At 52.6% G+C, this 23,768-nt stretch carries 18 protein-coding genes, 1 tRNA gene and 2 pseudogenes; 10 read left to right on the top strand and 11 right to left on the bottom strand.

Annotated features, from left to right (window positions below; genetic code table 11):
- Positions 1 to 4: 4 nt before the first annotated feature.
- From RT018_RS03670 to RT018_RS03655, 4 genes and pseudogenes are all read right to left on the bottom strand, one after another.
- Positions 5 to 196 (bottom strand): annotated as a pseudogene (locus tag RT018_RS03670) (DUF5131 family protein); the annotation flags it as partial.
- A 29-nt stretch (positions 197 to 225) separates the two neighbouring features.
- Positions 226 to 612, bottom strand: coding sequence for a helix-turn-helix domain-containing protein (locus tag RT018_RS03665; protein ID WP_312939377.1), 387 nt, complete (start codon positions 610 to 612; stop codon positions 226 to 228).
- A gap of 245 nt (positions 613 to 857) precedes the next feature.
- The gene (locus RT018_RS03660; protein ID WP_312939375.1) at positions 858 to 1,538 is read right to left on the bottom strand and encodes a CPBP family intramembrane glutamic endopeptidase; all 681 of its coding nucleotides are present in this window, start codon (positions 1,536 to 1,538) and stop codon (positions 858 to 860) included.
- 239 nt (positions 1,539 to 1,777) lie between these two features.
- A tRNA-Leu gene (locus RT018_RS03655) sits at positions 1,778 to 1,862 on the bottom strand.
- 345 nt (positions 1,863 to 2,207) lie between these two features.
- On the opposite strand from RT018_RS03655, the gene RT018_RS03650 reads away from it, so the two are divergent.
- The 4 genes from RT018_RS03650 (at position 2,208) to RT018_RS03635 (ending at position 8,703) form a co-directional block, all read left to right on the top strand.
- Entirely contained in the window at positions 2,208 to 3,038 is an 831-nt protein-coding gene (locus RT018_RS03650) for a pyridoxamine kinase (RefSeq protein WP_312939373.1), read from the top strand.
- Entirely contained in the window at positions 3,035 to 4,237 is a 1,203-nt protein-coding gene (locus tag RT018_RS03645) for an MFS transporter (RefSeq protein ID WP_312939371.1), read from the top strand. Before RT018_RS03650 ends, RT018_RS03645 begins: the two co-directional genes overlap by 4 nt.
- A 72-nt stretch (positions 4,238 to 4,309) precedes the next feature.
- Positions 4,310 to 6,385, top strand: a complete 2,076-nt coding sequence (locus RT018_RS03640; protein WP_312939369.1) for a serine hydrolase domain-containing protein — start codon at positions 4,310 to 4,312, stop codon at positions 6,383 to 6,385.
- A 245-nt stretch (positions 6,386 to 6,630) separates the two neighbouring features.
- Positions 6,631 to 8,703 carry an elongation factor G gene (locus RT018_RS03635; protein ID WP_312939368.1) on the top strand — a complete coding sequence of 691 codons (2,073 nt, stop codon included), beginning with the start codon at positions 6,631 to 6,633 and terminating at the stop codon, positions 8,701 to 8,703.
- A 126-nt stretch (positions 8,704 to 8,829) separates the two neighbouring features.
- Here RT018_RS03635 and RT018_RS03630 read toward each other — a convergent pair whose 3' ends face one another.
- The 3 genes from RT018_RS03630 to RT018_RS03620 form a co-directional block, all read right to left on the bottom strand.
- The gene (locus RT018_RS03630) at positions 8,830 to 9,399 is read right to left on the bottom strand and encodes an NADH peroxidase (protein WP_312939367.1); all 570 of its coding nucleotides are present in this window, start codon (positions 9,397 to 9,399) and stop codon (positions 8,830 to 8,832) included.
- A 131-nt stretch (positions 9,400 to 9,530) separates the two neighbouring features.
- Positions 9,531 to 9,851 carry a flavodoxin family protein gene (locus tag RT018_RS03625; protein ID WP_312939411.1) on the bottom strand — a complete coding sequence of 107 codons (321 nt, stop codon included), beginning with the start codon at positions 9,849 to 9,851 and terminating at the stop codon, positions 9,531 to 9,533.
- A gap of 104 nt (positions 9,852 to 9,955) precedes the next feature.
- The gene (locus tag RT018_RS03620; protein WP_312939365.1) at positions 9,956 to 10,336 is read right to left on the bottom strand and encodes a desulfoferrodoxin; all 381 of its coding nucleotides are present in this window, start codon (positions 10,334 to 10,336) and stop codon (positions 9,956 to 9,958) included.
- An 811-nt stretch (positions 10,337 to 11,147) separates the two neighbouring features.
- Between RT018_RS03620 and RT018_RS03615 the strand changes: the two genes are divergently transcribed.
- From RT018_RS03615 to RT018_RS03600, 4 genes are all read left to right on the top strand, one after another.
- A complete protein-coding gene (locus RT018_RS03615; RefSeq protein WP_312939363.1) occupies positions 11,148 to 12,560 on the top strand; it encodes a sulfite exporter TauE/SafE family protein in 1,413 nt (470 codons plus the stop codon).
- 67 nt (positions 12,561 to 12,627) lie between these two features.
- Entirely contained in the window at positions 12,628 to 13,143 is a 516-nt protein-coding gene (locus RT018_RS03610) for a DUF2318 domain-containing protein (protein WP_312939360.1), read from the top strand.
- A gap of 254 nt (positions 13,144 to 13,397) precedes the next feature.
- Positions 13,398 to 14,099, top strand: coding sequence for a response regulator transcription factor (locus tag RT018_RS03605; RefSeq protein ID WP_312939359.1), 702 nt, complete (start codon positions 13,398 to 13,400; stop codon positions 14,097 to 14,099).
- A 1-nt stretch (position 14,100) separates the two neighbouring features.
- The gene (locus RT018_RS03600; protein WP_312939357.1) at positions 14,101 to 15,489 is read left to right on the top strand and encodes an ATP-binding protein; all 1,389 of its coding nucleotides are present in this window, start codon (positions 14,101 to 14,103) and stop codon (positions 15,487 to 15,489) included.
- An 80-nt stretch (positions 15,490 to 15,569) separates the two neighbouring features.
- Here the strand turns inward: RT018_RS03600 and RT018_RS03595 are convergent, their stop codons facing one another.
- From RT018_RS03595 to RT018_RS03585, 3 genes are all read right to left on the bottom strand, one after another.
- A complete protein-coding gene (locus tag RT018_RS03595) occupies positions 15,570 to 16,124 on the bottom strand; it encodes an NAD(P)H-dependent oxidoreductase (RefSeq protein ID WP_312939354.1) in 555 nt (184 codons plus the stop codon).
- A 203-nt stretch (positions 16,125 to 16,327) separates the two neighbouring features.
- Positions 16,328 to 17,488 (bottom strand): cobalamin-independent methionine synthase II family protein, encoded by a 1,161-nt coding sequence (locus RT018_RS03590; protein ID WP_312939351.1) that lies wholly within the window; start codon positions 17,486 to 17,488, stop codon positions 16,328 to 16,330.
- Positions 17,489 to 17,581: 93 nt separating this feature from the next.
- Complete coding sequence (locus RT018_RS03585; RefSeq protein WP_312939349.1) at positions 17,582 to 18,508, bottom strand: LysR family transcriptional regulator; 927 nt, start codon at positions 18,506 to 18,508, stop codon at positions 17,582 to 17,584.
- A gap of 522 nt (positions 18,509 to 19,030) precedes the next feature.
- Here RT018_RS03585 and RT018_RS03580 point away from each other — a divergent pair.
- Positions 19,031 to 20,315 (top strand): annotated as a pseudogene (locus RT018_RS03580) (O-acetylhomoserine aminocarboxypropyltransferase/cysteine synthase family protein).
- A gap of 99 nt (positions 20,316 to 20,414) precedes the next feature.
- Here the strand turns inward: RT018_RS03580 and RT018_RS03575 are convergent.
- On the bottom strand, positions 20,415 to 21,119 hold the full coding sequence (locus RT018_RS03575) for an MgtC/SapB family protein (protein ID WP_312939346.1): 705 nt from the start codon (positions 21,117 to 21,119) through the stop codon (positions 20,415 to 20,417).
- Positions 21,120 to 21,580: 461 nt separating this feature from the next.
- Between RT018_RS03575 and RT018_RS03570 the strand changes: the two genes are divergently transcribed.
- The gene (locus RT018_RS03570) at positions 21,581 to 23,716 is read left to right on the top strand and encodes a methyl-accepting chemotaxis protein (RefSeq protein ID WP_312939344.1); all 2,136 of its coding nucleotides are present in this window, start codon (positions 21,581 to 21,583) and stop codon (positions 23,714 to 23,716) included.
- The last annotated feature ends 52 nt before the right edge of the window (positions 23,717 to 23,768 follow it).

The raw sequence follows: 23,768 nt of genomic DNA, 5'->3' as shown, positions 1-23,768 counted from the left end.
TTCAGGCTTCTCGCCCCGTTTCGCCGCCAACGGTAACATGGTCTATGCCATCAAGATACGGTGTTAAATCTATCGCTTCTAAAAGTGGAGCGCAGGCAATAAAACGCCGCTTTATCGGGTAGAATAAAAAGAGCGGAAGCCTTTCGTCTGCTAACTTTTAGTTTTCAACAGTACAGCCAATATTTACATTGTAACCGCTAAAAGACAACCTTTATATTTCATTTTTCATTCCTCCTTTGAGGAAATTGTATCGTATATCTCCATTCCGTCATAGTAAAAATCCGACATGGTTTTCAGATACTTTTGAGGGGTAACACCACTAATTGCTTTGAAGTCTTTATCAAAGTGAGCTTGGTCAAAATATCCAGCATGTTGCGACAATGCCGCAAAAAAGCAAGGCGATGTTTGAATGTGTTTTAACACGTAGTTAAACCGAGTTAAACGTGCATAGTTTTTAATACTCATTCCGATTTGCGTAAGAAACAAGCGGTTTGGCTGTCGCTCGCTATAACCGGATTGTCGGGCAACTTCTTTCACTGGTACTTGTCCATAACTATCAGAAATCACTGTGGTAGCTAATAACAAACCGTCGGAAATAATGTGTTTTTCCATACTGCTTGTCGTTTTTAATAATCAAATTGTCCCCTCATGTTTTTAAAGTATATTTTTATTCGTCTTGTCTATATAATTCAAATCAAGCAACTATAAATAATGTGTATTCACCTTATTCTATCATGGAAAATTAAAAAGTCATGTATGAGTACAAATCCTCATGCATGACTTTTTATGCGAACCACGTTGTATTAATATATCATTATTGTTACTGAGATTCAAATTGCCCTCACTAGTGAGTATGCTCACTTGCCTATGTAAAAGAGAAAAGCCGGAAGCAAATAAGCCGATAAAATATCATAAAATCCATGTGCTATTATAAGCGGAACAATACTCTTATTTTTAGATTTGTATAAATATAGGCATAGAACAAGCGTGTTTACAGTAGTGTTAAAAAATTCTCCAAATACAAATCGTACCGGCGGCCAATGAAATGCGTAGAATACGAGGCAGTTGACCAGAATAACGACAGCTTTCGATTTGCATAGCTCCTGTGTTTTTTGTAATATAAATCCTCTGAATATTAATTCTTCTACAAAACCCACGCACAAAAAACAGTACAGCGACATAATGATGATGTTGCCCCAATCAGGCTTCACAGCTAAGACCGTGTAATCCATTTTCATCAATAGAAGTGGTATTTGCTGCACGATGAACATACACAAACCAAGTATTAAACCTTTTGGTATGTCAATAAATAAAGGTTTTTTTAACCCAACATATGCGGTGGCCTTTTTTTCTACTTTAACTACATAGATCATAAGAACTGTAGCAGATGCAAGATAGGCCATGATTCCAACCCAAAGTCCGTCAGTTTTCAAAATGGCAGCAATTCCACTGAAAACGAAATCAAATACCAACATAAGAAAAAAACAAATAATTATTTCAATTAATAAAATTCTTCTATTTACTTTTGTAGAACCCATGCATTTTCCTCCATATCATTGCCTTAATTTATATAAATAAACTTTTTTACATATAGTCATACACTACTTGAAAACAAGCACAGGATTGGCGAAAATATTTTGTGTCCGACAAGGACGATAACGCTGTTGGGCGCAAAATAGGGCGTCAAGACTGTCTTGGTTTTTAAGTGGTATGACTATAATATCATAAAAAGCGAAAAGTCATGTATGAGTTTAAACTTTCATACATGACTTTAATTTGGTGCGCCTGAAGGGACTCGAACCCACACGTCTTGCGACACAAGAACCTAAATCTTGCATGTCTACCAATTCCATCACAGGCGCATATTCCGTTTTCCCTCTATTTTTACACGGGGAGGAAACCCGAGAGGGGGAGCAGTGCCCACATTTCCGAACTTAGGGGACCATCCTTCGCAGAGGTGACGACACCTAAATCTCGCATGTGTACCAATTCCGTCATGCCCACGTATATCAGCGGTGAGCCGTTCTTTATATGCCACCTCAGACTGCGGGTAGAAGCAGCGGGCGAAAACGCCGCTTAAAAACAGCCCGCCTTCAAGTGGATATTCTACCACAATTCCGCCTCTTGAACAATAGGCAAATTTGCCGTATACTAAAATAAGAGAAACTTCCGCGCTCACCCATTTGAAAATAGAAAAGAGGTTCGCCATGTCTACGCCCCGTATCGCCACCATTCACGACCTGTCCGGCTTTGGACGGTGCTCTCTCACCGTGGCACTGCCTATTTTATCCGCCATGGGGGCTCAGTGCTGCCCGCTGCCTACCGCCTTTCTCTCCACTCATACCGGCGGCTTTCAGGGCTTCACCTTTCTGGACATGACTGACGAAATGACCCGCGCCGCCGCCCACTGGAAGTCTCTCGATCTGCGGTTTGACGCAATTTACAGCGGCTTCTTGGGCAGCGCCCGCCAAATCGGCGTGGTGGAGGAGTTTTTTTATGACTTTCGCCAGCCTGATACCCTGACGGTAGTAGACCCTGTGATGGGGGATCACGGATTGGTCTACAAGACCTACTCTCCCGAAATGTGCGACGGAATGGCGCGGCTGGCCCGCCTTGCCGATGTGATTACCCCCAATCTCACCGAGGCGGCGCTTCTGCTGAAGTTGCCTCTTGGGGAACTTCCCTCTCCCCGGGAAACAGTGGAGCGCCTGAGTCTGGACGGAAAACGCTCCGTGGTGCTCACCGGTGTGTCCATGTCGCCAGGAATGACGGGCGCCATGTGCTTTGACGCGAAAACCGGGCGGGCTGAGTCGGTGCAGACCGACTTTGTGGCCCACGAATTTCACGGCACCGGAGATGTATTTGCCTCCGTTCTTACGGGGGCACTGATGCAGGGGAAACCACTGACCGCCGCCGCCATGCTGGCGGCCAAGTTTGTCCGCGCCTGTGCGGAGCGGACCGCTGGCGCGGAGCTGCCCATGCGGGAGGGCGTGGAATTTGAGCCGCTACTGGGATATCTGACGGAGGAAGTCCAATGAGCACAACGCATCTTCCCTCAACGATGCGGATCAACGCGACGTATTTTATGCTTCAGATCTGGTTCTGGGGGATGATGGCGGCTTTTACGGGCTATCAAACCGCCATTGTTCTGGGCCGTGGCTTTTCCAGTGGACAGGCCGGGGTCTTCATTGCGCTGGGCTGCCTTGCGGGTATTTTTTCTCAACCACTTTTAGGCGCCTGGGCCGACCGGCATCCCAGCGTGCCCCTAAAGCACCTGTTCGGCGGGTGTATGCTGTTGGCGCTGGCGGTACACGGCGTGTTTTATTTTACCCGCCCCGGTTTTTTTGGCACCGCACTGATTTTTCTGGCGCTGGGCGCTTTGGAGACAAATTCCTTTCCCCTGATCGACTCCATGTCCATGCAGTTTTTAAATGCGGGCGTGAACGTGCGGTACAGTTTGGGCAGGGGATTGGGGGCCGTTTCCTATGCCGGAGTGTCCATTCTGGTGGGGCAACAGGCCCAGCGTTTCGGCGTGGAGTCTGCCCTGACCACCCACGGAGTGCTGGTACTGTTGATTCTTTTGGCTTTGACGGCCTATCCCGCCTTTCCCCGATCCGCCGGACCGGAGAGAACCAGCACAACGCCTCACTCCCCGCTGTACATCTTAAAGCACAACCCGGCGTTTACCGCCATGCTGGGCGCGGGCTTCTTCGCGCTGATGGCCATCATGCCCATCGTGAACTTTCTTGTAAATTTGGTGGAAGATCGGGGGGGCAGTAGCAGCGATCTGGGGCTTGCGCTGTTTCTCATGGCCGCGTTTGAGTTACCTGGTGCGATTTTGTTCCAGTGGCTGTGGAAACGCATGGGGATTGAAAAGGTAATGCTTGCCTCCGTGATATTCATGGCAGCAAAGCCACTGCTCTTTTTCCTGTGCGGAGATCTGCGGCTGCTTCTGCTTTTGCAACCTGTACAGATGCTGGGATACGGACTGTTTAACCCCGGCAACGTCTATTTCGCCAACGAAAATGTGTTGCCGGAGGACCGGGTACAGGGCCAATCACTGAAAATGGTGGCGACCAACGGCTTGAGCGGCGTGGTGGGCAACTTGATTGCCGGACGGATAATTGATTTGGGTGGTGTGAACGCCATGCTGCTGTTTTGCTTTTTCAGCGGCGTGGCAGGAATTTGTCTGGCAGTGTTTTCCCTGCGGCTTCGGAAGCAGCAAAGACTTGCCTGATTTTCCGCGCTTGAAGCGCGAACGGTAATACATACAATACGATCGCCCAAACGGGGCGGAAAGGAACGGATTATGAATTGTACGTTTAAAAAACAGTTGGGGGGTACCTTTTTGGCGTTTGCCCTGACCACAAGCCTGATGTTGCCTACCGCGGCGGCATCTTCTTCGCTCTCCACAGAGCGGCAGGCGGCGGATTCAGCAGCGGTCGAAACCGCCCAGAAGTATGGACTTGCGGACAGTATTTCCTATGCGCTGTGGGACGAGGGTAAGCTTTCCTACACCGCCGTTTTAGGTGGAGACAAAACACCAGCCACTGAATCTCTGCCCACCTTTGCTTCCACTAGACGGGACCTCTACGGCATCGGTTCCATCAGCAAAATTTACACCACTGTGGCGGTGATGAAACTGGTGGAAGCCGGGAAAATCAATTTGGATTCTCCCGTGACCAATTATTTGAAGGACTTTAAAATGGCGGATTCCCGGTACACCAAGATCACGGTGCGGATGCTGTTGAACCACTCCTCCGGTCTTGCGGGAACCTCCTCCGTCAATGCATTTTTGTTTGACGACGACGACCAGCAGGCAACGGACGAGCTTTTGCAGCGCCTTTCTACCCAAAAGCTGAGGGCCGACCCCGGCGCTTTCTCTGCCTATTGCAACGACGGGTTTACCCTTGCAGAGCTGATTGTGGAAGCAGTTTCCGGCAAGGACTTTATGGACTATGTGCGCGCCGAAATTTTGTCTCCACTGAGGCTGAATAACACCTTCGCCCCGCAGGATTCGTTTTCCAAGAGTCTCTTGGCTCCTACCTATGCCTCTGCCGGCGATTCCCGTGAGCTGCCCGCCGAATCCCTTGGCGTTGTGGGCGCGGGGGGGCTGTACGCCACGGCAACCGACTTGGCCTCTTTCGGCGGCGCTCTTACGGGAACGACCCTGCTTTCCTCCAAATCCACCGCCGCCATGGCCGCCCCGGAATACGACCGGGGCATCTGGCCCGACGAGCCTTTGGGCCTTGTAAGCTTTGGCCTCGGCTGGGACGCGGTGGAGTTTGCTCCCTTTGCCCAAAATGGCATTCAGTGCCTTGTGAAGGGAGGAGACACCCTGCGTTATCACGCGGCGCTGCTTGTGTTGCCGGAGTATAATCTGGCAGCAGCGGTGGTTTCCGCAGGGGGCGTATCGGTTTACAACGAGCTGGCTGCTGCCCAGCTTTTGATCAGCGCATTGAAGGAAAAGGGCGTGGAAGTGGACGAGACGGTCCCCACGCTTCCCGCCGCGACTGTCTCTGCCATGCCCCAGCCGCTGGTGAAGGAGTCCGGATACTACGGAACCACCAAACAGCAGGTGCAGATCACCGTCTCCTCCGACGGGAAGCTGCTGCTCCATCAGGTGACCCTTGCAGGCGTTCCAGATCAAACCCTGACCTATTACAGCGACGGCTCCTTCCGGGACGAGAGCAACACGGTGGCGGTGAAGCTGGCGCGCGAGAGCAATGGCTACACCTATTTCTACCAGCAGGACTACACGCCTCTTCCCGGGCTGGGAGTTCTGCCCACCAGCGACTATCTTATGGTAAAGATGCCTGAAAATTCAGTCTCCGCCGAAGCCCAGGCCGCGTGGGACGCGCTGCTTTCCGAAAGTGCGGTGCCTTTGGCGGAAAAGTATACCTCGCAGCTCTATCTGGCCCTGTCGGATTCCGCTCAATCTGCCGCCGCACAGGGGGGCACCAAAAGCGTTCCGGGCTACGTGGGGGGGTATCGCATTGCCAGCCCGACGGAGCTGGTGTACGACCTGCCCATCGGTCGGGACGCCAATAACATGACGGTGGAGGGAAAGGTCCTGTGGATTGGCAGTGCACCCTACTTAATGGACCGCGGGATAAAAAACCTCTTCACCGGAACCAGCGCGTCTTACTCCACGATTCAACCCGACGGCTATGCCCGCTGGTACACGGTAGGGGAGAAGGACGCAGGTAAAACCATGACCGTCACCCTTCCCGAAAACGCAGGCTTCTATGTCTACGACGCCGAGGGCACAGCCATTGCCTCCTCTCTCCTGTGGGGTGACCGCTCCGTGAAGCTGCCCAAGGGCGGAATGGTTGTGTTTTCCGGCGACGCCGGCGCAAGATTCCATCTGTCCTTTGCATCTTGAAAAAAGCGCTTGCCGCGGCCCCAAATTGGGGCCGCGGCTTTTACTTTAAACGGGACGGAAATGTAAATTCTTTACTTTCTTTCTTGTGCAGGCCACCAAAAATCCGGGTGCCGACAAATCCGGCGTTGTGCTAACCGTCAAATTATTGTATAATGCTTTTACGGCCATGTTACGCATTTTATGGCGTATGGAGCGATTTTTCGGGTTTTCTGCCCAAGCAACAAATCGAAGGGAGTACAAAACATATGACTGCAAAGGACATTCGCAATATCTGCCTACTAGGCCACGGCGGAAACGGCAAGACCTCTCTGGTAGAGTCCATGCTGTATCTCACCGGCGGCACGGACCGTCTCGGTAAGGTGACCGATGGAAATACGACCTGCGACTATGATCCCGAAGAGATTAAGCGGAAAATCACGATCTCTTTAAGCATCGCTCCCATCGAATTCAAGGACGTGAAGATCAATGTGATCGACACTCCGGGTTATTTTGATTTTTCCGGCGAGGTGCTGGAGGCTCTCCGCGTGGCGGACGCCGGCATCATCGTCTGTTCCGCCAAGGGCGGCGTTTCCGTGGGCACCGAGAAGGCGTGGAAATATCTTCAGGAGCGGAATATGCCCCGGGCGATTTATATTTCTAAAACCGATGAGGAAGGCGGAGACTTTAACGGCGCTTGGGAATCCCTCCGCGAAAAGTTTGGTCGGGCCGTGTGCCCGACTATGATGCCCATGTGGGACGAGAACAAGAAAATTGACGCGCTGATCGACGTGGTTTACAAAAAGGCATACGCCTTAAAGCCCGACGGACGACGGGAGGAAATTCCCATTCCCGCCGACAAGGCGGAGGTTGTGGAAAAGTTCTATCAGCAGCTTTGCGAGTCTGTGGCCGAAACCAGCGAGGAAAAGATGGAAAAGTTCTTCAATGGCGATCCCTTCACACAGGAGGAGCTGCTGGAAGGCCTTCACGCAGGCGTGCGGGATTTGATTCTTTGCCCGGTTATGTGCGGCAGCGCCTATTCCGGCATGGGAACCCAAACCGTGCTGGACACGGTTGCAAAGCTGTTCCCCAACCCCGTGGAAATCCCTAACCGCAAGGGCACCGACGCCGACGGCAATCAGGTGGAAATTGACCTGACAGAAACCGGCGACCCCTATGCGTTTGTGTTCAAGACCACTTCCGACCAGTATGGCCGGTATTCGTATTTCAAGGTGATCTCCGGCAAAGTCACGGCGGATATGACGCTGACCAATGCCCGCACCGGCGAAGCCATGAAGCTGGGCCACCTGTACACCATGAAGGGCAAAAAGGCCGTGGAGGTCAAGGAGGTCTGCTGCGGCGACATTGCGGCGGCGGCCAAAATGGAGAAGGTGAAAACCGGCGATACCCTGTGCACTTCCAAACGAGTGGTGAATCTGACCGGCATTCCGTTCCCCATCCCTTGCTATGCGCAGGCCATCGCCCCCAAGACTCGGGGGCAGGACGACAAGGTGGCAGGCGGTCTTTTCAAGCTGGGTGAGGAAGATTTGACCTTCTCCCTCGTTAACAACGCCGAGACGCACCAGTTGGTTCTCTCCGGCACCGGCGACATTCAACTGGATGTGCTGCGTGCGAAGCTTCTGTCCCGCTTCGGCGTGGAAACCGTGCTTTCCCCCGTCCGGGTGGCATACCGCGAGAAAATCCGCAAGACCGTAAAGGTGCAGGGGCGCCACAAGAAGCAGTCCGGAGGACACGGCCAGTTCGGTGATGTGTGGATTGAGTTTGCGCCTCAGAGCGAAAGCGAGGAGATGGTTTTCTCCGAGAACGTATTCGGCGGCTCCGTGCCGAGAAACTTCTTCCCGGCCGTTGAAAAGGGCCTGCGGGAAAGCTGCGTCCACGGCCCGCTGGCGGGATACCCCGTGGTGTTTTTGAAGGCCACGCTGGTAGACGGTTCCTACCATCCGGTGGACTCCTCTGAAATGGCATTTAAAACCGCCGCCAACCTTGCGTTTAAGGCGGGTCTGGAGCAGGCGAATCCGGTGCTACTGGAGCCTATTGGCGAGCTGCACGTTTTCGTGCCGGACAACTTCACCGGCGACGTGATGGGCGATCTTAACAAGCGCCGGGGCCGCGTCCTTGGTACCAATCCCATGGGCGACGGCGAGACGGAAGTTGTGGCCGAGGTCCCCATGGGCGAAATGGGGACCTATGCCATTGATTTGCGGTCCATGACCCAGAGCCGGGCCCGCTTCACGCTGGACTTCACCCGGTATGAAGACTGTCCTCCCGCCGCGCAGGAAAAGGCCATTGCCGAGGCAAAGGCCCTTGCTGCCGCCGAGTAATTTCTTCGCCAAATGCAAAACCACCCGCCCCGGCTATAAGCCGGGGCGGTTTTTCATAGAAAAAAGCAGGCCCCCGGAAATTTTCCAGAGGCCTGCTTACATTGCTTTTAAATATGAAAGGAGCGCTTACTTGCCGAAGTATCTCTTCAACAGACCGGCGAAAGCCTTGCCATGTCTAGCCTCGTCACGAGCCATCTCGTGGACGGTGTCGTGAATCGCGTCCAGATTATACTGCTTAGCAAGCTTTGCAAGCTCGAACTTGCCCATGGTGGCGCCGTTTTCCGCCTCCACACGCATCTCCAGATTCTTCTTGGAAGAATCGGTGACGACCTCGCCCAGCAGCTCCGCAAATCTGGAGGCGTGATCGGCCTCTTCCAGACCGGCCTTGTGCCAATAGTCGCCGATTTCGGGATAGCCCTCGCGATAGGCGGCCCGGCTCATGGCCAGATACATGCCCACCTCGGTGCACTCGCCGGTGAAGTTGGCCCGCAGACCCTCCACAATCTCATTCTGAACCTCAACAGGCACATTGTCCCCAAAGGACTTGCCAACGCCGATCACATGCTCGGCAGCCCAAACCATTTCACCCTTCTGCTCCACAAACTTGGAAGCGGGGGCATTGCACTGGGGGCACTTCTCGGGGGGATTTTCACCTTCAAATACATATCCGCAGATAGAACAGACCCATTTCTTCATAATATATTTCCTCCTTATAACCCGGCGTGCCAAGCGCCGGCTTTTGGCTGACAGTTGTTTCTCGCTGTCGATGATATGAGTATATACGAATACGCGCATGTGTTAAGTTGCAAATGCAACTTCTGAAAAATTTACTGTGTTTTTCGTTGATGACATAGCCGGCCCAGCACCGCCTTCATGGGGAAGGTGCAGTACCACGCATAAATGGGCGACGCCAACACCAGCAAATCGCAGGAGAGGACGGAATCAATAATTGCCTGCACATCGTCCTCCTGCACGCAACCAAAGATCGTCCAGTCCCTCTGGCATGCACGGCAGGCGGTGCAGAGTCTTAAATCTTTTTCCCGAAGTAAAATCGTTTGGCAGCAATGGCCCCGTTCCTCTAACCCTTGTATAAACGGAGTCAGAAGCGCATTGGTATTGCTCTTCTCCCTCGGACTTCCTTGTAGAATGCAAACCTTCCCGCCTTTTCCGCCTCCCTTATACGCATCCGGCAGAAAAACCGATGGCCGCTTGCGCGGCCATCGGTTTTTGTATCTCGTGAGACTGTAACCGCTTACAGCTCCTTTTTCCAGAGGCCGTGCAGATTGCAGTATTCATAGGCGGCCAGAGCCTTTTCGCCGTTCAGGCAGAATGTGGCCTCGGGCGCATCGCCGGGCTTGAACTCGTGACGCAGAGCACCATGCTCAGTCTTCAGGTAAACCCACTGGATATAATGCTCCTCAAGCATGGGGTGTGCCACTGCACCAACGGCAACCTTCACAGTATCCCCCTCCACAGTGACGACGGGGACGTGCTTCTCCTGGCTGGCGTCAACGGTGTTGGCCTTCAACTCCACCATGGGGTCGCCGCAGCAGACCAGCTGGCCTCCGCCCGTGTGAACCATCTCCACCAGGTTGCCGCAATGCTTGCAAATATAAAATTTCAGTTCGCTCATGATATGTGCTCCTTTCCACTTTTCCCGTAATGTCCGCTCCACTTAAAATTCGCGGAGAACGGGTCCTTTTTCCGAGCTTTTTAGCTCTGCTTCCTGTGGGCGAAAGGGTATCCGGGCTCGGTTTGTTCCGCTTTTTGGACCGGTCCCCAATCTCTTGCGCCCATGCTTGTGTTTCCATTAGAATAGCATTGTGCAAATGGGAAGTCAATACGCTTTTTGACGGGACAGGTCGGTCGCATCCGCAATTTTTGCGGCAATTTCGGACAGCTTAAGTTCCAAACGCCTGTATGTAAAGTTTGTCTGACTTTCTTTCATATTCCCCTCCCGCCTTTATTTGCACCGCTTTTGGTTGTATTAAAATATAACCAAAAATAGTTGTACTTTCAATACCAATAAAGGTGGTGTTACAGTGTTTGAGATTGACACGCAATATGCAAATGCAAACGTACCCCGGACGATACGTTTTGCGGAAAAGTTTTTGAGGATCTGAGCAACACGGCAGAGAAGGCCGGCATTTCCTTCAATATGCTGGTGCTGTAATGCTGCCGGTATGCCTTAGAGCATCAAAAATAAAGCGATGAACACTCTTCAGAATAAAAGGCCGCCGTTTTCCCTTGCTGTATTCGCAGATAAACCCGCCCCCACGCTACTTGGCGCGGGGGCGGGTTCAATATTTTGGGAACAGTTTAGGAGGCATGCTTCCTGCATGGAAGACTTCTTTTGAAAATTGGCTGTCTTTTATTTTCCTTCTCCATAACATCTACAAATCTTTTGGCTATGCTTTGGCCCAAGGGTGAAAAGAGGGTGTTCTATGAACGTGGGGATCAAAACCGAAAAATTGCATATTGACGGCATGACTTGCGTGAACTGTCAAAACAAAATTGAAAAAACGCTGCATAACACTGTGGGCGTTCAAAAAGCAGAGGTAAACTATGCTGCCGGAACGGCGGCAGTGACCTATGACGCGAATATCCTTTCCGGCAAGGATCTTGCCGCAATCATTCAAAAGCTTGGCTATCAGGTGGTAACGAACCGCCGGGGCCAAAGCGGAAACAGGGTGCGCTCCGCCGGGTTTTTGCTGATGATTGCCGCGCTCTATATGCTTATGGAGCACTTTGGCTTTTTGAATCTGCTTTCGCCCAGTCAACTGGCAGAAACGAACATGGAATACGGAATGCTGTTTGTCATTGGACTAATTACCTCCGTCCACTGTGTGGCAATGTGCGGCGGCATCAACCTTTCCCAATGCATCCCCCAAAGCGAAGCGCCCCAATGTGAGGGCCGCTTTCCCTCCCTCAGACCCGCTTTTTTATACAACCTCGGCCGCGTGCTTTCCTACACCGCCGTAGGCTTTGTGGTGGGGGCCCTTGGCTCCGTTGTCACCTTTTCGCCTGCCGCGCAGGGCGTTTTGAAGCTGATAGCGGGCGGGTTCATGGTTCTGATGGGCTTTAATATGCTGGGTATTTTTCCGGCACTGCGAAGTCTAACCCCGCGTATGCCAAAGCGAATCGCTAGGCGGATTGATTCCGAAAAGGCACGGCGAAAAAGCCCGCTGGCGGTGGGCCTGCTCAACGGCCTTATGCCCTGCGGCCCCTTGCAGGCCATGCAGATCTATGCCCTTTCCACTGGAAACGCCTTTGCTGGTGCGCTGTCCATGCTGCTGTTCAGTCTGGGCACGGTGCCGCTGATGTTTGGTCTCGGGGCGCTCAGCTCTGCTTTGGGCAGACGGTTTACCAAACGGGTGATGACCGTGGGGGCGGTTCTGGTAGCGGTGCTGGGTCTTTCTATGTTCTCTCAGGGCTGGAGCCTGTCGGGCTTTGCCACAGCCACAGGCCAGACCGCTACCCCGGAAGGCGGCCCCGTTCTGGAGGATGGCATTCAGGTGGTCCGCAGTACTCTTTTACCAGGGCGGTATCCGCAAATCACTGTTTGGGTCGGAACACCCGTCAAATGGGTGATCGACGCGCCTCAGGGCAGCATTAATGGCTGCAACAATCGGCTTTTGATTCAGGAATACGGGGTTGAACACGCATTTAAAACCGGGGAAAACGTTATTACCTTTACGCCAGAGGAGACGGGCACCTTTGGGTATAGCTGCTGGATGGGAATGATCCGCAGCAGCATCACTGTGGCGGAACCGGGAGCGGAGATTGAACCGCCGTCCGATCGCTCCTCGCAGGACTCTGCCCTTGGCGCTTTTTCCGGCCCGTCTTGCTGCGGCTGAAGCCGCAGGACTCACAGCAACGCACGTCGGTGCGCAATTTCCCAACATCACAAGGAGGAACAACACCATGCATACGCAGGTAAAACCCCACAAACACACAAAATGGAAGGCGGCGGGAGGGTTTGTATTTGCCCTTGCATCCGTCCTTGCTCTGGCCGCCTGCTCTGGTGGGACCGGTGGGGATACCCCCCCGCAAACATCCTTGAGCAACGGGGAGGACCTTGTCATCAATCTGGAAGGTATTACGGACCAGGTCTCCTTTTATCAGGCGGAGGTCAACGGAACCGCCATGGAGGTCCTTGCTGTAAAAGCGCCGGACGGCACCGTCCGCACCGCGTTTAACACCTGTCAGGTCTGCTACGATTCCGGGCGGGGGTATTACGAGCAGTCGGGCGACAAGCTGGTCTGCCAAAACTGCGGCAACCAGTTTTCCATGGACCGCGTTGAGGTTGAGGCAGGCGGCTGCAATCCCTGGCCGATTATGGATGAGAACAAAACCGTGACGGAGGATTCCATCACAATTTCCTACGAATTTTTGGATCAATCGGCGCAGATTTTTAAAAACTGGAAAGTGGAATACTAACTGGGATAGAGAGTCGGGAATGACCCGACCGATGGGTGGAAACCCGGCGCTTCGTATCCGGGGTAGGGTCATTCCGCAATACGGCCACAGAACCGGAATCCAACACCGTTTTGGTTGCAAATGGGCAGAGGCGGGTATATCATGGAAACCACTGTCCCCGGCAGAAGGTTTTTTTACGGAGATTATTACCGCGCGGTTCCCGTTACTCCGTCCGGGTACGGGAGATGAATTTCACAACAGGGCAGGTGTCCCCTATGACAAAGGACAGCAAGAATATTCTGGTGGTGGACGACGAGCCGAAAATTTTGGAGGCCGTGGCTTCTTTCTTAAACAGCAAGGGTTTTGCGGTTTACACCGCCGAAAACGGCCCGCAGGCGCTGGAACTTTTTGCGCGATTGAATGTGGCGCTGGTGGTGCTGGACCTCATGATGCCCGGTATGCCGGGGGAGGAAGTCTGCCGAACCATCCGCAAAAAGTCACGGGTGCCCATTGTCATGCTTACCGCAAAGGCGCAGGAAAATGACCAATTGGAGGGACTTGGGCTGGGTGCGGACGACTATATCACAAAACCCTTTAGCCTGAAAGTTTTGTGCGCCCGGATAGAAGCCTTGCTGCGCCGCGCCGGGGACGACCTGATTCCACTGACCATGAAAAATTCATGGAATGACGGCGATCTTTATGTGGATTTCGAGCAGAATGTCATCCGAAAGCAGGGAAGGCCCGTGAGTCTAACCCCCAACGAGCTGAAAATTCTGTCCGCTCTGCTGAAATACCCCGGAAAGGTGTTTACCCGCTCCGAGCTGATTACCCTTGCTTTGGGGGATGAATTTGACGGCTATGACCGGGCCATTGACAGCCACATGAAAAATCTTCGGCAAAAAATTGAGGACGATCCCCGGTCACCTGTGTATATTCTCACGGTGCACGGGCTGGGCTATAAGTTCGGGGGGGAATGACATGCGCAGACTCAGAGGGCAGCTATCTCTGACCATGGCACTGATTGTTCTGTTCTCCGTGGCGGTGATCAGCCTGCTGTCCAACGTCCTGATTGCGGCGGAATTTGAAAAATATCTCTTGGAACAGCAGAATGCAAAAGCCTACGACATGATTTCCAATTTCAGCGGCCAGTATGATGGACCGACGGGGCAATGGAACACGGAATATCTTCACGGCGCGGGGATGTATGCCCTGTACGACGGCTATATCGTCAAGGTATACGACAAAGCGGGTGCCATCGTCTGGGACGCGGAAAACCACGATATGTCCGCGTGCCATCAAGTGATGACGGATATTTCCGCGCGGATGAAGAAATGGCGGCCCGACATGCAGGGCGCGTTTGCCGCCCACGACTATCCCCTGATCCAAAACGGGCAGGAAGTAGGCTCCCTCTCCATCAGCTATTACGGCCCGTATTTTTTAAGCGACAGCGACTTTCGCTTTCTCAGCGGGCTCAACACGGTGCTCATTGGGGTGGGGCTGGCCTCGCTGTGCGCCGCCTTGCTTGTCAGCACGATTCTTGCAAGGCGCATCGCCCGCCCCATTATCCGAACCGCGTATATCGCAAAACAGATTTCTCAGGGCGACTATTCCGCCCGCTTCGAGGGCAACACGGGAACCATGGAGCTGGACGAACTGACCGCCGCCATCAACCATCTTTCCGACCGACTGGCGGGGCAGGAGCAGATGCGAAAGCAGCTGACCGCCGACGTTGCCCACGAGCTGCGCACCCCCCTCACCACCCTTTCCTCCCATCTTGAAATGATGATTGAGGGCGTTTGGGAGCCCAGCGCCAAACGGCTGCAAAGCTGCTATGAGGAAATCGGCCGCCTTTCGGGTCTGGTGGCCGATTTGGAGCGGCTGGAGGAGATGGAGCACGAAAATCTTCTCCTCCATAAAACCCGGGTGGACCTGATGGAGGTGGTTCGCACCGTATGCGCTCGCTTTGCCGCAGACCTTAAAAAGAAGGACCTATCCTTAAAGGTGGAGGGCGCCCCCTCTGTTTTGAGGGCCGACCGGGACAAGCTATGTCAGGTGATGGTAAATTTGCTTTCCAACGCGGTGAAATACACCGGGGCCCACGGACACATCCATGTCAGGGTGGAAAACGGCGAGGACTGCGCCACACTCATCGTGGAGGACGACGGTATCGGCATCTCTCCACAGGAGCTGTCCCTTGTATTTGAGCGGCTTTATCGCACCGACAAATCCCGAAACCGGGAATCCGGCGGCGCAGGAATCGGCCTTGCGATTGTAAAGTCCATTGCACTGGCCCACGGGGGAACCGTCCGTGCGGAAAGTCGGGGCGAACAGGGAAGTCGGTTTATTATGACGCTACCCAAGCTGTAACACATAAAAGGACGAGCCGTCGGCAAGACCGACGGCTCGTCCTTTTAACTTCATGGGATTATGCAGCGCAGGGCATGTCGTCAATCCGCCATCTTGTGAAAGAACACCATATATTCGTCCACAATCTTCTGGAAAAATTCCACCGTGCGCTCCACGATGTTTCCCTGCTCGTCAAAAAGGCTTGGAACGTTGCCGATATAAGCCTCCGGCTGCTGCAAGACAGGAACATCCAGGCACACCAGCGTCTGGCGCAGATGATGGTTTGCCCCAAAGCCGCCCACAGGACCCACAGAGCCACTGACCACCAGACCAGGCTTCTTCGGCCACACGCTCTCGCCATAAGGACGGGAGCCAACGTCCAGCGCGTTTTTCATCGCCGCAGGCATGGAACGGTTGTATTCCGGCGTGAAAAAGAAAACGCCATCCACTGTTTTCACGGTTTCTCTGAACGCGGTCCATTCCGCGGGGACCTTTCCCGCCACATCCAAATCCTCATTGTAAAGCGGCAAATTACGGATTTCGATAAACACCGCTTCAAAGTCTTCCGGCAGCAAAGCAGCAAACTGCTTGGCAATCTTCTTGTTGTAGGAATCGGCCCGCAGGCTTCCGACGATAAACCCGATCTTTCTTGCCATATTATGTTCCTCCTTTATAAGATAAGCCGTCCTGTATTTTTAGCATTGCTAACCATGATTATACAAAACCATTGTGGACAATGCAATAGGGCAGCAAGCGCCGATTGGACCCGCACGGCAGACCCAATCGCCGCTTGCCTTTACAACCATTCTGGAATGGAAAAAGAGGGGGCATTTTCATCGCGGGGCACTTTGAAAAATTATTATTCGCCCCAATAACTTTGCGCCAGCCGCTGACCCTGATCAATCTTGGCCCATTGCTCGGCTTCGCTCAGCTCGTTTCCGCCGTCGCAAGAGGCAAAGCCGCACTGGTGGGACAGGTACAGCCGTTCCTTTGGAATCATGGACGACGCCTCGTCCAACAGACGGAGGACGCGGGCCTCGTCGTCAAGCTGATTATTTTTGCTGGAGAGCAGACCCAAGACAATTTCCGTGTCGGGCCGGTCCTTAAACGCCGCCAGTGCCTCCAAAGACCCCGCGCGATCATCGTCCCACTCCAAGAAAAACCGGTCGTACCGCTGCTGGCCCAAAAAGAGCTTTGCAATGGCGCTGTAAGACCCGCCACCCATGTTTCGGGAGGCATAGTTGCCCCGGCAGTTGTGGGTCCACACCGTCAGGCCCAAAGAGTGCGCATAGTCAATGATCGCGTTGTTGATGTTTACAAAGTCCTCCGCAAGGCCCAGCACTTCCGGGGAATTGGTGCCACCGGTGAAGGGGGAATTGTCGTTGTCGGCGGCAAACAGCTCCCACAGGCAGTCATCAAATTGAATGATTTTTCCGCCCGCTGCCGCGTATTCCGCCACGAACTCCTTATAGGCCTGAATCACGCCCTGCTTTAAAGCCTCGTTGTCGGCATAGACCTGACCGGGACCTGCCAGCTTGTCAAAAATTGCAAGCTCGGTATAAGCGTGGGCCGCCGCCCACACGCACTGCTTCAGCGCCGCACCCTCCGGCGCCAGAGCCGCCAACTGCTTATAAATCTCAATAAAGTGGTGGTTTTTTCCGGACAGGGGACCGGTGATGGCGATGCCGATGTCCCGGCGTGTCTCGAAATGGCCGTGCTCGCCCTTGTCGCGAAAAAAGTAGCCGTGGTCGGCAAGCCGGCGCTCCGCGCCGCCAAGGCCCCAGATAAAGTCCAGATGCCACATTGATTTGGAATACTCGCCGTCTGTCAGCACCGTCAGCCCGTGCTCGGCCTGCTTGGCCACAACAGCCTTTGTGGCCTCGGCTTCCACCTGCTGATAACCGGGGAAGTCATCATAAAACGGATACCGGATGTCCTCCCGGTCTTCAATTTGGCGTTTATAGGCCAGCAGCGCCTCAGGACGAAGCAAACTACCCACTGTCTGAAATCTATTACTCATGGATATTCCCCCTACTTGTTTGATGGGTATATGATAGCACGGAAGAAACCCATAGGGTAGCACCGATATCCTATTCCCATCCATAGGCTGAGGCTATACCACTTCGCCGGGAACACCGTAATGTCGGATGGCCTTGTCCAGCTCTTCCAGATATAACTCCGCCTGCGCAGTGAGCCGGATGGAGCGGTGGGAAATCCAGCCTACCTCGATGGAGTCCTCCACCCGCAATGGGATGGCGGCAATATTGTCGCCATTGAGGTCGGCGCTGATGATGCCGGAGGAAATGGTATACCCATCCAGCCCGATCATCAGGTTAAACATGGTGGCCCGGTCGGTCACCTTGATGCTTTTTTTGTGAAACTCGGTGCTGAGAATCTCCTCTGAAAAATAGAAGGAGTTATACTCGCCCTGTTCATAGGTCAGACAGGGAAAGCCGTCCAAATCCTTCAGCGTGACATACTCCCGCTTTGCAAGGGGGCTTGCGCTGCCGGTAAAAATGTGGGGCTTGGCGGTGAACAGGGAGTGAAAGGTCAAATCGCTCTCCCGCAAAAGCTTTTCAATCACCTTGCGGTTAAACGGATTGAGATAGAGAATACCGATTTCGCTGCGCAGGGTTCTGACGGACTCCACAATGTCGTGGGTCCGGGTTTCTCGCATGGTCAGCTCGTATTCGTCGGCATTGGTTTTGCGAACCATGCTGACAAAGGCATTTACCGCAAAGGCATAGTGCTGAGAGGAGACACTAAATACCCGGCGGGGCGGCTTTTTACTGAGATACCGCCGCTCCAGAAAATCGGCTTGCTCGATTACCTGCCGTGCATAGCCCAAAAACTCCACGCCGTCCTGCGTCAGAGTTATGCCCTTCGAGGTCCGGGTGAACAGCTCCACGCCGGTTTCGGTTTCCAGCTCCTTGATGGAGCTGGACAGGCTGGGCTGAGACAAAAAAAGACTGTCCGCCGCCTTGCTGATGGAGCCACAGTTTACCGTTTCAATAAAATATTTTAGCTGCTGTAAGGTCATGGCCTGCTCGCCTCCTTGTTCCATAGGACCCGCGGAAATTGTTCCGTCACCATTAATCCTGCGGTCCCTTTTTTCGCCAAAAGGTTTCGGCAAAAGTCCGCGGCATTCCATCTGAAAAAGGGCCGCGCCAACTGATTTTGGGCCGTATTTACATAGGGTGGCCCCATTATAGGCAGAGAATCCACGGAAGTCAAGAACCAGCTCGGCGAGCAATTTTATTATTAGAACCTATTGACAAATTAAAATTGAGGCGATACAATACCCACCATACCAATCGATCAGGTAGGTAATTAGTGCAAGAAAGGGTGAAGGATATGACGACGCTGTTTGAAAAACTGCTGCGGGGCAATTTCCGCTGTGGACGAATGCTGTACTCCCGGACAAGTGATATGGCCGGGCGCATCGGCATGTCCTGTTCGCGCCCCTGGTGACAAAGCCGCACCACACAGGCCATACCTCTTATCCGGGAGCTGAATGACAGCCCCGGCTTTTTTATTTTTAAGAATTGAAAGAGGAATTGACATGAGTAACTATAAATTTGAGACTTTGCAGCTTCACGTGGGGCAGGAGCAGGCAGACCCCGCCACCGATTCCCGGGCCGTGCCCATTTACCAGACCACCAGCTACGTATTTCACAACTCCGCCCACGCCGCCGCCCGGTTTGGTCTGGCGGACCCCGGCAACATCTACGGAAGACTAACCAACTCCACGCAGGACGTGCTGGAAAAGCGCATCGCGGCACTGGAGGGCGGCGTGGCAGCCCTTGCCACCGCGTCCGGCGCGGCGGCCATCACCTATACCATTCAGGCGCTGGCGCAGGCAGGGAACCACATCGTCTCTCAAAAGACCATCTATGGCGGCAGCTATAACCTTTTGGCCAACACGCTGCCTCAATTCGGTGTAACCACCACCTTTGTGGACGCACACAATCTGACCGAGCTGGAAAACGCTATTCAGCCGAATACCAAGGCCGTTTTTGTGGAGACGCTGGGCAATCCCAATTCCGACATTCCCGACATCGGCGCGATTGCGGAGATTGCCCATAAGCACGGCCTGCCTCTGGTGATTGACAACACCTTCGGCACGCCCTATCTCATCCGCCCCATCGAGTATGGCGCCGATATCGTGGTCCACTCCGCCACCAAGTTTATCGGTGGCCACGGCACCACGCTGGGCGGCATCATCGTTGACTCCGGCAGGTTTGACTGGAAGACCGCCGGGAAATTCGCCCCCATTGCCGACGCCAACCCCAGCTATCACGGGGTAAGCTTTGTGGATGCGGCCGGCCCCGCCGCCTTTGTCACCTATGTGCGGGCCATTCTCCTGCGGGACACCGGAGCCGCCATCTCTCCCTTCAACGCGTTTTTGCTGCTTCAGGGCGTGGAAACCCTCTCTCTGCGCTTGGACCGGCACGCGGAGAACACGAAGAAGGTGGTGGAGTTTCTGGCGAATCACCCGCAGGTGGAGCGCGTGAACCATCCCTCTTTGCCCGACCATCCGGACCATGCACTGTATGAGAAATACTTCCCCAACGGCGGCGCGTCTATTTTCACCTTCGAGCTTCGGAGTGGGCAAGAGGCGGCTCACGCCTTCATCGACCATCTGGAAATCTTCTCTGCTTGCCAATGTGGCCGACGTGAAATCTCTGGTGATTCACCCCGCCACCACCACCCATTCCCAGCTCTCCGCCGAGGAGCTTGCGGATCAGGGCATCAAGCCCAACACCATCCGCCTGTCCATCGGCACAGAGCATATCGACGACATTCTTGCGGATCTTCAAAAGGGATTCGCCGCAGTGAAAGAATAGCTGCGCTGAAGCGCCAGCTTATGTAAGCTAATAAACATGGCCTTTTGCTTGAAACGGTTTTTTGAACCGAACAAGGCAAAAGGCCATGTTTATTTTCAATTATGCATCCTCGACAAACAGGATTCCCTCTGTGGACCGAAGGGCACACAAGAGCGCATTCCGGTCTGAATCCAGCCCGGTGCGCTGCACGTCGATGATTGCGCTGTTAAAGGAGTCGTTGTTTCCCCCCACAAATTCCAAATGTGCCATATGCCATTTGTTTTTTCGTACCTCGGCAAGGATTGTGGAGAACGGCGTTTTGGAGGCATACTCGATGTAAAATCGCATCACCGTAGAATCTTTTAGATACTTTTCATCCAGACGGTTCAAAATCACAATTACAGAGAACAAGAATACGCACATAATGACCGCCGCTTCATAATATCCACTTCCGGCGGCAAGCCCCATGCAAGCGGAGGCCCACAGACCAGCGGCCGTGGTCAGTCCCTTGACATACTGCCCCCGCTGGTGCCCGGTAATTACGATGGTACCCGCGCCGAGAAAGCCGATGCCGCTGATAACTTGCGCACCAAGCCGCGCGGGGTCTGAATTTCCGCTGGAGAAAATGGACAGATATTGACTCAGCAGCATGACAGACGAAGCGCCGATGCATACCACGATATGTGTGCGCAGCCCGGCCGCATGGCGTTTTTTCCCCCGCTCATACCCGATGACGGCACCACAGAATGTGGCCAGTAAAAAACGAAAGAAGATGGATGCAATCGTCACTTCTCTCAAGGGATTCAATAGGTCCAGCAACTTCATCAACTCCCTGATCGAAAAATTTTATGGCACTGTTTACCCACAGGGTCTATCCGGAAAGGCTGCGTTCCACTGTCCGTCCGGCTGAAAACAGTCTCAAAATCGAAGCTGCATTTCCGCGTGTAGGTACCTACCATAAGTATATGCTTTGCTATCTATAACAACGTGAATCTCCCGGCACGTCCAGCAAGTAATTTCCTTAAAATTCCACAAAAACGTTTTCTTTCCCATACTTTCAAGCGAACTGTTGCAAATACAACTAGCATTTTAATGTATTATTATATTATAAATTAAGAACACGATTTCATTTTAGCGTGCGGTTCAAAAAATTGTAATGCTAGTTAAAGGAGATTTTTAAAAAGTCGAAACATGGACAAATCCTAAATGGAGTTTCAGTCCCCTCAGTTTGGAATTTTAGCTATAGCGGGGTCGTAAATCAAAATTAGAAGTAAGGATATGATTGCATGAAGACAAAACGCAAGGCCCCGGAATCGGGAAACAGCAAAATAAAAAAGAGCAAAGGAATTTCACTGATCAAAAAAGTCGGATTTAAACTGTCATTGTTTTCTACCTTTGGAATTTTGCTCGTAGGTGCATTGACTGTTACCTACATGTCAATCAGCAGTCATCGGCTTATTGAGCAAGCCAATATGGAGCGGAGTAATGCTGCACTCCATACGATGCAAGCTGTTTTGCAGGATTATCAGAAAGATTCCGTAATCGCTGCAACCTCTATGGCCAGCAGCGAAGCCATGATTCACGCAGTAGAAAGTGGGGATGCGGCCGCTATAAGGGATGCGGCAGAGGAGGCACGCACTGCGATGGGGCTGGACGTAGACTTTGTAACTGTATCAAATGCGCAGGGAATTGCTATCGCACGTACCCACAGCAATCAAATCGGTGATTCTGTTATCTCACAGGAGAGTGTTGCGATGGCACTCAACGGAGAGATTAACACGCATATTGATCTGGGCAATGAAATTAAATTAAGCATTCGAACTGGCGCACCTGTTAAAAATGCATTGGGAAAGACCATAGGTGTCCTATCAACCGGCTACTCTATGGTGGACCCCGCCTTCGTTGATCGCATGAAGGAAATGACGGGAAATGAATTTACTATTTTCATTGGTGACGAGCGTGCCAACACCACCGTCATTGAAAACGGACAGCGTGCAGTCGGTACAAAGCTGGATTCTAAAATTGCAAAGACCGTGTTGGAAGACCGTCTTGAATATCAGGGAAATGCAGATATATTGGGGAAGTCCTATGCTACGGTATACTCCCCGATGATTGACAGCGACGGAAATGCTATCGGAATTTACTTTACAGGCGTATCAATTGAGAAAATCAATGCCGCGTTGTATACCACTACGATTTTCTCAATTCTGGGCGTGGTTGTCCTCTTAATTCTGGTTGCTGCACTTCTTACTCACTACATCCGAAAATCAATTGCAAAGCCCCTGGCAAACATGTCTCAGGTTGCTTCTGAACTGTCTCGGGGAAATTTAAATATTGAACTTACATATCAGTCCAGCGATGAACTGGGCGTATTGGCCGATGCAATGCGCTTAACCCTCTCCTCCTTGCGAAGTTACATACGCGACATTTCAGAAAAGCTGGGGCAGATGTCACGCGGAGATATGCGGATTACTGCGGATCTCGAATATGCCGGGGACTTTGTTGCCATCAGGCAAGCAATCGAATGGATCTCCTCAAACCTCAATCGTACATTGCTGTTGATTAACACCACCTCAGAAGAAGTCAACTCTGGTGCAGATCAGGTTTCTGCCGCGGCACAGGCGCTTGCAGCCGGAGCCACAGAACAGGCGGCAACCGTTGAAGAGCTAAACGCTTCTATCGCCAGTGTAACCCAGCAAGCGGAACTGAACACTATGAATGTTCAAAAATCTGTGAAGTATGTTGAACAGGTTGAAAATGATATCACAGAGAGTTACGACCACATGCAGCGACTGAACACCTCCATACAAGAAATCAGTATGACTTCTCAGGAAATTTCGAAAATCACCAAGTTGGTGGAAGACATTGCTTTCCAGACCAACATTCTTGCGCTGAATGCCGCTGTGGAAGCAGCGCGAGCCGGAAGTTCCGGAAAGGGGTTTGCTGTGGTAGCCGACGAAGTGCGCAACCTTGCGGCAAAATCTGCAGAAGCAGCCAATCAAACTGCTGCGTTGATTGAAAAATCAGGTACTACTGTATCCGAAGGAGAAAAGCTGGCTTCGGACACGTTAAAACGGTTGATAGAGGCTTCTGAAAAATCGAAATTCGCTGTACAGTCTATTCGTGAAATTGAAACTGCAACCAGCGAACAGGCCGCTTCGATTGAACAGATTAACGAGGGTTTGTCACAAGTTTCTGCAGTGGTACAAACGAACGCCGCTACTGCGGAAGAAAGCTCCGCTTCCAGCGAAGAATTGGCAGCTCAGGCCCAGACCTTGCAGCACGAGGTTAGTAAGTTCAAGCTTGCTGATACACAACCGCTTTCTATGTATCTGGCCGAAGAAAAAGTGCAGGCCCCTATGCTGCCTGCTGAAAAGTATGATGACCACACAAGCCTTGCATTCAAGGCAGCAAAGTATTAAAGCCAGCGCGAACTCTCTGGAAAAGTATAAACACATCGCAACGGTCACATTG

This window comes from Oscillibacter sp., assembly GCF_032060045.1.
Taxonomy (GTDB): domain Bacteria; phylum Bacillota; class Clostridia; order Oscillospirales; family Oscillospiraceae; genus Oscillibacter.
The sequence above is the reverse complement of the archived record's forward strand: the minus strand, read 5'-3'. Positions and strand labels throughout refer to the sequence as shown.